Source organism: Flavobacterium sp., from assembly GCF_044377315.1.
Taxonomy (GTDB): domain Bacteria; phylum Bacteroidota; class Bacteroidia; order Flavobacteriales; family Flavobacteriaceae; genus Flavobacterium.
Window position 1 is genome coordinate 1 of the sequence record NZ_JBILJG010000042.1, and the last position, 9,437, is coordinate 9,437.

A 9,437-nucleotide genomic window follows, 5' to 3' on the forward strand; every position below is an offset into this window, starting at 1 on the left:
CGCCACCGTTGTAATTTACTTTTATAAAATTGACTCTCAAACTATCACCACTTTGATAACCCAAAACAGTTGTATTGATAGTGTCAAATTGGGTAAAATAATCATTGCCAATTCCTTCAATAATCTGGTATTTTTTTGAACCAAATTTCGGATTTGCAAGCCAATTATATATTTTGTCTGAGTATTTATAATCGGCATCCATTGAGATTTTTAAACTATCCAAAAGCGTTTCTGGAAATTTTTTCATACTCAAAAATGCCGTGTTCTTATTTGAAATGAAATATAGAATTTCCTGTGCCGAAGTTTCGTCAATGTTGCCGTAATTATTAATGTTTAGGAATGTTCCTTTTACTTTATAAGTATTTACTAAAGTGTCATAATCATATTGAGATTCAAAATATTCATAGGGCGTTTGTTCAATTTTGGTAACTTTTTGACCAGTCATTTTTTCTAATTCTTGGTCAAGAATATACAATCCAAACGGAATTTTATCATTAACACCGTATGTTGGTTCCCAATTAATTGGCTTTGGTTTAGAAATATCCATAGCAATGACAAGCGCTAAAATTAGCACCAAAATCACAATATATATTTTCAAACTTTTACTCATTATATAGAACGAATGGTTTTTTCAAATGCTGTTTTTGCTTTTTCAAAAGTGGCTTCATCTAGTTCAAATTCGCCATACCAAATATAGTTGTACAAATAAGAAAGATAAGCAAATTCGTCGCGGCGTGTTTCATTTGTTATTTCATATAAATAATCAGAATTTGTTTTTTCAATATCCCATTTGATTATTCCTTTTTCAGACATTTTTTTCAATAACCATAAATAATAGTAGCGAATACTAATTCTTTTTTGTCCAGCCAAAAGCGTTTCTTTTAGCAGTTTTTCAAAATCTGTTTCATGCAAATTTCTTTCAATCTCATCTGTCGAAACAATTTTTTTGCTCGAATTTTTACCAAAAATCCATTGTCCTTCTTTATTCAAAATTGCTTTTACAATTAGATAAACAACGAAAATTACAACCAGAATTGCAATGGTTTTTAGTATAAACATAACAACACTCATCGAGGTTCTTTCGCTTGAAAACTTGAAAATAGTTTGAAATATTCTCGCCAACCATTCTTTGAATCTATCCCAAGCATTTTTTTCGGGTGTTTTTATTTCATAGACAAATTCTTCTGAGTTGTATTTCTTTTTTAAATTGGTTTTGAATTTTATTTCCTCAATAGAATCGTTGCTATCAACTTTACTATCTTTTTTGGTAAAAGTGATTTTTTCGTTTTCGGGTATAGCTAATGTATCTTGAGCTTCAAGATGTAAACAAAATAGCAACGATATAAAAAGCAATAATTTACCCATTAGAAGCACTAACTTTTCGATGAACAATAAATGGATAAACTAAATAATAGAAAGCAATAATTGATAACGTAAATAGAATACTAAAACTGCTCAACCAATTAGGCATATCGATAGAATAACGTGTAATAAAACCTTCAAGAAAACCTGCCGAAATGGTAAACGGAAATGTACTCAAAAAGATTTTCATACTATTTTTAAAACCAATTTTGAAGGAGTTCATTCTCGAATATGTTTTAGGAAATAGGATAGAAGCACCCAAAATAAAACCAGCACTAGCCTCTATGACAATGGCGAAAATTTCCATTGAACCATGAATCCAAATACCGCGAACACTTTGCCAAAAAACACCTTGTTGGTAAAAAAAATATTGAAACGAACCTAACATAATGCAGTTTTGCAAGAAAACTATAAAGGTTCCAATGCCAGCAAAAATTCCATATAAATAACATTTTGCACCCACAAATAGATTGTTGAAAGTGATACCTACAAAGCTTCCCCAATTACTGCCAGATTTATAAACAGCAACAGGATTTCCATCTTTTATGTTTTCTAGAGTCATGTTTACATATTCATCGCCTAGAATGAGTCGCACAAAATCAGCATCATATTTAGCCGAGAATACACCAATAGAAACAGTTGCAAAAAACAAAACAAAAGCATAAAGCAAATAGCGTTTATATTCGTAAACTACTAATGGAACTTCAGTTTTAAAAAAATAAAGAAATCGATTTTTTTCTGTTCGTTTGGTTTTGTAAATTTTTTGGTAAATCTGTGAAGCTAAATGATTTAGGTAAACAACGGTTTTGCTTTTTGGGTAATAGGTTTGCGCATACGACAAATCATTCATTAATTGAATGTATAAATTAGCCATCGCATCAGGATTTTTTTTAGATTTACCGAAAATTGCTTGCTCAAATTCAAGCCATTTTTCTTTATTTTGTTTTATAAACGCAACTTCTCTCATGGAAGGCTAAAATATAAAATATGACGCAAATTGCAATTAATACTACACAAAATGTTCAAATCAATTTTACAGCCGCTGGTGTTGGCGATAGAATCTTGGCGTATCTATTGGATTTACTGATAAAAATTGCTTATGGAATTGTAATTTACGGCATCTTTTTTTATCTATTAGGAATAAATAATTACCTAGATTCTACCGATCAATGGTCAATGATGGCTACAATTCTCTTTTTTGCGTTACCAATTATTTTCTATACAATCACTCTAGAAAGCATTTTTGAAGGACAAACAGTTGGTAAAAAGTTACTCAAAATTAAAGTGGTAAAAATTGATGGTTATCAAGCAACTTTTGCAGAATATCTTATACGTTGGTTTATGCGAATAATTGACATTTCGTTATTCAACGGAATCATTGCGCTAATTGTTGTTTCATCTAGCAAAAAAGGGCAACGATTGGGCGATATAGTGGCAGGAACATCAGTTATTACCCTAAAAAACAATGTAACAATTAGCAGTACAATTTTGGAAGAAATTGGAAATGAATATGTTCCTATTTATCCTTTGGTAATCAAACTTTCAGATAACGATGTTAGAATAATCAAAGAAGCTTTTTTGAAAGCGCAAGCAAAAAATGATTACGAAACAATAGACAAAATAAAAGCCAAAATCGAAACGGTTACCGGAATAAAAAATCAATCAGGACGACACGAAGATTTTATTCGAACAATTTTGAAAGACTATAATTATTATACACAAACTATGTAATTTTTGGAGCGAAGTAGCAATTCTTTTGGGTACGGTTTTTTATCATTATCTAAAATGTTAGCTTTTGGCCTTGCACCACCTAGTGAAGAACCAGGAGCCATTAAAACGGACAACCATTTTTTTACGGCATCATTATTCTCATCGTTTTCAAAATTTGAAGCAGCATTTTGTAATTCTCTAATAGATGACCAAGGTGGTGTTGATGTTGTTTTGTTGCTATCCAAGAAATCTCCATTTGGGTCTATTTTGAAACGTAATGCACCCATACGATTTTCATCGTAAACACCTAAAAGGAAATCAATAGCGTATAGTGTTTTTGGCTTTTCGTTTTTCTCTTTAGCTTTTTTCAACCCTTTTTTTAAAGCTCGATTTATATATATCAAATTATCCATAAAATAAAAATAATGAGGTTTTACAAAGCTTCTGATTTATCAAAAGAAACAACTTTTTTTCTCATCATACCTTTATCTGTAAAATGTCGTGAAATTTCATAAGTTTTATTAACATAATCATTTTCGTGAGTATCTGTACCCCATTTATGGTAATAGATTAAAATTGATTTGCAATTTATATGTTCAAAAATTTCTTTTAACATTGTTCTATCTGACAACCCACAAGAATGACCCATTATACAAACTTGAAATTCATTTCCGTCGATAAAACGAATTAAATCTTGATAATTTGATGTCCTTAAATATTTAAAAGATTTAATATGTTCAAATAACTGATTCTCTTTCTTATTTTCAAATTTTTTATATTCCTCATTATGTTCATCACCATAACCAAATATGATTGGATTATCGGGATTATTTAATTCTCCATGAATGAAATTAATACTTGTATTCTTTTTAGAGTTAAGATGATTTGCATAGATATTAAATGTTGGTGTATAATTAAAGTTTAGTACATGAATATTCTCTATGTAGGTAGGGTAAACAGGTTTAGAATCAATAAGTTGATCATGGGGGATATCTTCTAATAAAAAATCAAATTTTGCAGGATTCTGTATAGGCTTATCTGAAATAACAACTTCCCTTAAATAGTTCTCAAATTCTGTTTTCAAATGTTCAAAATCTTGATTTAATTTAGAAAGATCCTCTTTCAAATTAGAAGAAGCATTCGACATTCTTAATAAATATGAAAAATAATGATTTTCTAAATCTACCCATTTTTCATGTTGATATACTTCAATAATTTCTTGAAAAAAATGACTATTATATTTAACAGATACATTGCTGTCTCGTTTAGTCTTTAATATATTTAAATTACTTATCAAGTCATCAAGAGTTTCCATTTTTGGAACTCCAGTAATACTTGATCTAGAATGTAATTCTATTAATTTGCCTTCATAAAACAAAATATCAAAAAAACTATCTAAAATTTTCTTTAAATAATAAAATAAGAAATCATTATAGCTTGTTTTTAATTTATGCGATAAATCAAAACCATTTCCTATTAACACTATTCTATTCATAAATTTACTTTTTACTTTTCTTCTCCTTCACAAACAACCCAGCAGTATATTTCTCATACAACTCAAACAAAAATTCCATGCGTTTGGCTTCGCTGGTGAAGGCTTGTTTGCTGTAAGCGGCATCAACGGCTTTGTCGAGCTCATTGTGGGCTTTTACCAAAGCGGGTGGCATGGTTAATGGATTGTATAAATCTGCTAATGAACTAGAAGGGAAAGAAGCTCTAACGTCTAAAACTTGTTGTGCTTTTTCTTCAATAGTTTTTATTTGTTTTTCGGATGGATTCTCAGGCCAAGGATAGTTGTTGTAAACAATATCTTTTGAATATCTAAAATCACTTTTCAATCTACCACAGGTAGTTTTAACCCAAGCCATGTGCATAACTGACATTAGAATTCCAAAATGAAATAGACTTCCATTTGGTACAATATGGCAACTGTTATTTGCTATATTATTCTTTGTGAAAAAACCCATCGGTATGTATTTTCTATTTTCTGATGTTGTACTTGGAATAAGTATATAAGTATTTGGTTGATTTTTATCACGAAATAATGTTGGAGTTAATGCAAATTTTTGAGTTGATGGAGCAATACTATTTAATCGAAATTGCTTGACCATTTCAACCCGTTTTATCACTTCTGGCATTTGTCTCAATTCATTTGGAACCGCATCAACTAACCATAAACACCAGCGATTTAGACCATTAATAAATTCATAAGCAGAAATTAATGGTAATATATATTTTTCAGCTTTTGGTTCTTTTAAAAGAATAATATTCTTTTCCTCATCTGTCAAAAGCAAATTTCCACCGTCTAAAGGCATATTTCCAAAACTAACTTTTGGAACATTACAAATTGGATTTGATTTTTTTTCTATCAGTATATCTTTTGCATCTACTAGATATGGATTGATATTTTTTACTTTGAGTTCGTGTGCTTCTCCTTTTATATCTTCGTATTCAAATATTCTTTTATTTATTGAATCAAAATTTGCGAAACCAACTATAACACAATACACTGCTGCATTTCCTTTGGCTTCATTACTCCATTTGAAAGTACGATGCGCAAAATGTATTTTAACGCCATATTTATTTATCATTTGTCCCCACAAAATACTGGTCTGTTCCCCTTGAACAATAGAATTGGTTGAAACAAAGGCTGCTTTAATTTTGGTGTCTTGAATATATTTTGCGGCTTTTAAATACCAGCCTGTAACATAATCTAAAACGCCACTTCCTTGACTATTTTCAAATTCTTTTACAATTTGATCTCTTTGGAATTGACTCATAATCTTAGAACCAATAAAAGGTGGATTTCCAATAATATGTGTTAGCTCTTTTTTAGAAACTACGTCTTCCCAATTAACGTCTAAGGCATCTCCGTGAAATATTTTAGCTGATTTTTTTAATGGTAAACGTGCAAAGTATTGTCCAAATTCATTACTAATTTGCATGTTCATTTGGTGGTCAATTAACCACATGGCAACTTCGGCAATACGAGCTGGAAATTCCTCGTATTCAATGCCGCACATCATATCCACATCCAAAAGCATTATTTCTCGAACATCAAGAATTCCTTGCCCAGATTTGTATAAGGCTCGTAAAATCTCTAATTCTAATAAACGCAATTCACGGTAGGTAATCACTAAGAAATTTCCACAACCACAAGCGGGGTCTAAGAATTTGAGTTGGCTAATTTTTTTATGGAATTCGGGCAATTTATTTTTATTGCTTTTAATAGATTCAAATTCTGCCCACAATTCATCTAAAAACAAGGGTTTGATCAGTTTTAAGATATTGCTTTCACTGGTGTAATGCGCTCCTAAGTTTCTACGTTCTTTAGGATTCATGACACTTTGAAACATGGAACCAAAAATAGCCGGTGAAATTTTACTCCAATCGATGTAACAACAATCTAACAAGGCTTGGCGCATTTTGCTATCAAAACTTGCCATTGGTAAAATTTCTTCAAACAATTTTCCATTCACATACGGAAAGTCGTTCAATTGCTCGTCTAAGTTTTTGAATCGTTTGTCTTTTGCCGTATTTAATACTTGAAACAATTCTTGTAGTTTGGAAGCTAAATCACTTCCATCTTCAGCAGTTCTATTTTCAATGTAGTCTTGAAGTTGTTGCTTTTCAAAAATGGTGGTGTCTTCGGCAAACAAACAGAATAAAATGCGAACTAAATAGACTTCTAACGGATGTCCTTCATAACCAATTTCTTCTAATCGGTCGTGGAGTTTTCCCATTAATTCTGCTGCTTTAATGTTGGCTGGGTCTTGCTCTTTATACGTTTTCTTTTGATAACCTAAAAGATAGCCGAAGCTTTGAACGTTATGAATTAATTCGTCTAAAGTAAATTGTAATGTGGTTTGTTCTTCGGTATCGTATAACCTGAAAATATGGAAATCACATACCAAAACGTATTTTGGCAATTCGTTTTGTTTTAAACCGTGTGTGTAATCAATGGCTTGTTGAAAAGCTTTGTCCAGGTTTTTACCCCGACTTTTCATTTCTACCAAAATAGTTCCTTTCCAAAGTAGGTCGATGTAGCCATCGGCATCGGATAGTTTCTTTACTCGGTGTTCAAACGTTCCAATCTTTTTACGGGTGATTCCAAAAACATCAAAAAAAGCGTCTAAAAAAGGTTTCGCATCTGCTTCTTCATTGGTAGTGTCTTTCCATTCTTTAGAAAATTTAACTGCTCTGTCTTTTATTTCGTTCCAGCTTAATGCCATCTAATGTTTGTTTAATTGTAAAGCCTTATACCAATAGTAAAAAGCTTCTGGGTTGTTCTTCTTTAACTTGTTTATTTTGTTGTATTGTTGGTCTTCAATTAGCTAATCTTTTGTTTTAGATTCTTTACCATTATGAATTACTAAATCATTTCTGTTTTTGGTATTGATAAAATGGATAGGCGAGTAGTAGGTGTTTTTAAGAAAATCACTTACAAGGTTTTTATGAAATTCCTCAGATTCTTTATCATTGCAACTGTCTAAAACCTGAATAAGATTAGTTTTAAAAACCTCAATTTCAGTTCTATTAGGTTTAATTTTTAAGAATGCCTTGTTAAGTGCTTTTCTGGGTTGTATAAGTTGTTTGCTCATTTTAAAATATATTGTATCCAAACCTACCAAAAATAAATAACTTTAACAATAGTTTACTAGGTAGTTTTACGTGATTTTGTAAAGGTAAAAAAGAAGTTTTATAGTGCTTTACGGTTTTCCACATTTTGGTATTTTTTTCTAAAAAAAGATGCTAAAGAAATAAAAATATTAAAAAATAGCTTTTTGCTAGATGTAAGAACGATAGGGTAGTTGTAAAAGTAAGTAAAAATAGGACTAACTACGTTGTTCCCAAATAGGGAATCCTTAGCAAAAGAAAACCTAAATGATTATTAGCATAATCATTTGTTTTTTTATTTCAAAAAAAACGACTTTAAAAAGCAAAGCTTTTGAGCCATTTTTTTGAAATAAAAAAACCGATTAGCTATGCTAATCGGTTTTCTTTCGCGGAGAAAGAGGGATTTGTACAACACTCTTTATGCCTTTATTTACAAGGTACTTTGCAAAATAATATTCTAGGGTCTCGATTTTGAACCTCAAAAAAATCACGCTTTTTTTGACAAAACTTAAAGTACAAATATAAGAAACTATATTGTAAAACTAGTTCAAATAACAAACAAGTTTAAGCCTTTATCCTTTAATATGAGGTTCAATTAATTCATATTTTAAACTAGTGTATTGGCAGAACTCTTCTATGCTCACAAGCTCATTTTCGAGCTTCTGGAGGTCGATTCTAATCTTCTGCATCAATCTAATGCTTTGACGATAACTTTTGCCGGTAATGCGTTGTATGTCCTTTGGGTAGATACATACTCTCTTTAATTCTGTTTTCATACACTATCCATACTTTTGACTAGGCTTTGAGTGGCTTTTGAATACTCCTCACACTCTAAATACCAGGATATAAAATTAGTAATTTTTTTACCTTGTTTTTAGGCTGCAATTTACAACTGATTTGACTTTTATTACAAGACATTTGTGTAAATTATTGTCATTTATACCACTGTAGTACAATTAGAATAGTCAAGTATTCTAAATTAATAGTTTAAGTTTAATATTTGTATTGAAATCAATTGAATAATGTTGCAACAGGAAGATGATTGAGGGAGTTTTAACTGATTTTATAATCTAAATTTTAATGTTATGGCTAGACAGAAAGGCATAATTAAACTAAAAGGTACTATCGGAGATATTACTTTTTACAAAACCCAAGATGGACACTTGGCTCGTGAAAAAGGTGGCGTTGATGCAAGCAGAATCAAGAATGATCCTGCGTTTCAAAGAACTCGTGAGAATGGTTCCGAATTTGGTAGAGCTGGAAAAGCCGGAAAGGTTTTGAGACTCGCTTTGAGAGCGTTATTGATTAATTCTGCTGACAGCAAAATGGTTAGTAGACTAACGCAACAAATGGTGAAAGTTATCCAAGCGGATATGGTGAGCGAACGTGGTTTGCGAAACGTAATTGATGGAGAAGCAGAATTGCTTATTGGTTTTGAATTTAACATCCGTGGTAAATTAGGAACTAGTTTGTTTGCACCTTATGTTGGTACAATTGACAGAGCTGCTGGAGAAATCACAGTTGATTTGGCACCATTTGTTCCTGCGAATATGATTGCTGCACCAAGTGGAACAACGCATTTTAAAATTACCTCTGCTGGTGCTGAAGTAGATTTTGAAGCCGAAACATTTGTAGAAACGCATTCAGAAACTGCAATTTTACCATGGAATTCGGCACCGACGGTGGCGATAACTCATACCAATGCAGTTACAGCTGCAAGTACAAAACCATTGTTTTTGGCGTTAGGT

8 protein-coding genes and 1 pseudogene are annotated in these 9,437 nt (G+C 31.3%); 2 read left to right on the top strand and 7 right to left on the bottom strand.

Annotated features, from left to right (window positions below; translation table 11 throughout):
- The 3 genes and pseudogenes from ACIQ66_RS10895 to ACIQ66_RS10905 form a co-directional block, all read right to left on the bottom strand.
- A pseudogene (locus tag ACIQ66_RS10895) lies at positions 1-598 on the bottom strand (DUF4350 domain-containing protein); the annotation flags it as partial.
- A gap of 11 nt (positions 599-609) precedes the next feature.
- A complete protein-coding gene (locus tag ACIQ66_RS10900) occupies positions 610-1,365 on the bottom strand; it encodes a DUF4129 domain-containing protein (RefSeq protein ID WP_396212824.1) in 756 nt (251 codons plus the stop codon).
- On the bottom strand, positions 1,358-2,329 hold the full coding sequence (locus ACIQ66_RS10905) for a stage II sporulation protein M (protein WP_396212825.1): 972 nt from the start codon (positions 2,327-2,329) through the stop codon (positions 1,358-1,360). Before ACIQ66_RS10905 ends, ACIQ66_RS10900 begins: the two co-directional genes overlap by 8 nt.
- A gap of 20 nt (positions 2,330-2,349) precedes the next feature.
- Between ACIQ66_RS10905 and ACIQ66_RS10910 the strand changes: the two genes are divergently transcribed.
- Positions 2,350-3,093 (top strand): RDD family protein, encoded by a 744-nt coding sequence (locus ACIQ66_RS10910; RefSeq protein ID WP_396212826.1) that lies wholly within the window; start codon positions 2,350-2,352, stop codon positions 3,091-3,093.
- On the opposite strand, the gene ACIQ66_RS10915 is transcribed toward ACIQ66_RS10910, so the two are convergent.
- The 4 genes from ACIQ66_RS10915 to ACIQ66_RS10930 all read right to left on the bottom strand — a co-directional run bounded on the left by ACIQ66_RS10915 (position 3,075) and on the right by ACIQ66_RS10930 (position 7,673).
- On the bottom strand, positions 3,075-3,485 hold the full coding sequence (locus tag ACIQ66_RS10915; RefSeq protein ID WP_396212827.1) for a hypothetical protein: 411 nt from the start codon (positions 3,483-3,485) through the stop codon (positions 3,075-3,077). The genes ACIQ66_RS10910 and ACIQ66_RS10915 overlap by 19 nt on opposite strands.
- A gap of 20 nt (positions 3,486-3,505) precedes the next feature.
- Positions 3,506-4,567 (bottom strand): AbiH family protein, encoded by a 1,062-nt coding sequence (locus ACIQ66_RS10920; protein WP_396212828.1) that lies wholly within the window; start codon positions 4,565-4,567, stop codon positions 3,506-3,508.
- A gap of 4 nt (positions 4,568-4,571) precedes the next feature.
- Positions 4,572-7,304, bottom strand: a complete 2,733-nt coding sequence (locus ACIQ66_RS10925) for a class I SAM-dependent DNA methyltransferase (protein WP_396212829.1) — start codon at positions 7,302-7,304, stop codon at positions 4,572-4,574.
- A 102-nt stretch (positions 7,305-7,406) separates the two neighbouring features.
- Positions 7,407-7,673 carry a hypothetical protein gene (locus ACIQ66_RS10930; RefSeq protein WP_396212830.1) on the bottom strand — a complete coding sequence of 89 codons (267 nt, stop codon included), beginning with the start codon at positions 7,671-7,673 and terminating at the stop codon, positions 7,407-7,409.
- A 1,101-nt stretch (positions 7,674-8,774) separates the two neighbouring features.
- On the opposite strand from ACIQ66_RS10930, the gene ACIQ66_RS10935 reads away from it, so the two are divergent.
- On the top strand, positions 8,775-9,437 hold a 663-nt coding region (locus ACIQ66_RS10935; RefSeq protein WP_396212831.1), incomplete at its 3' end, for a hypothetical protein.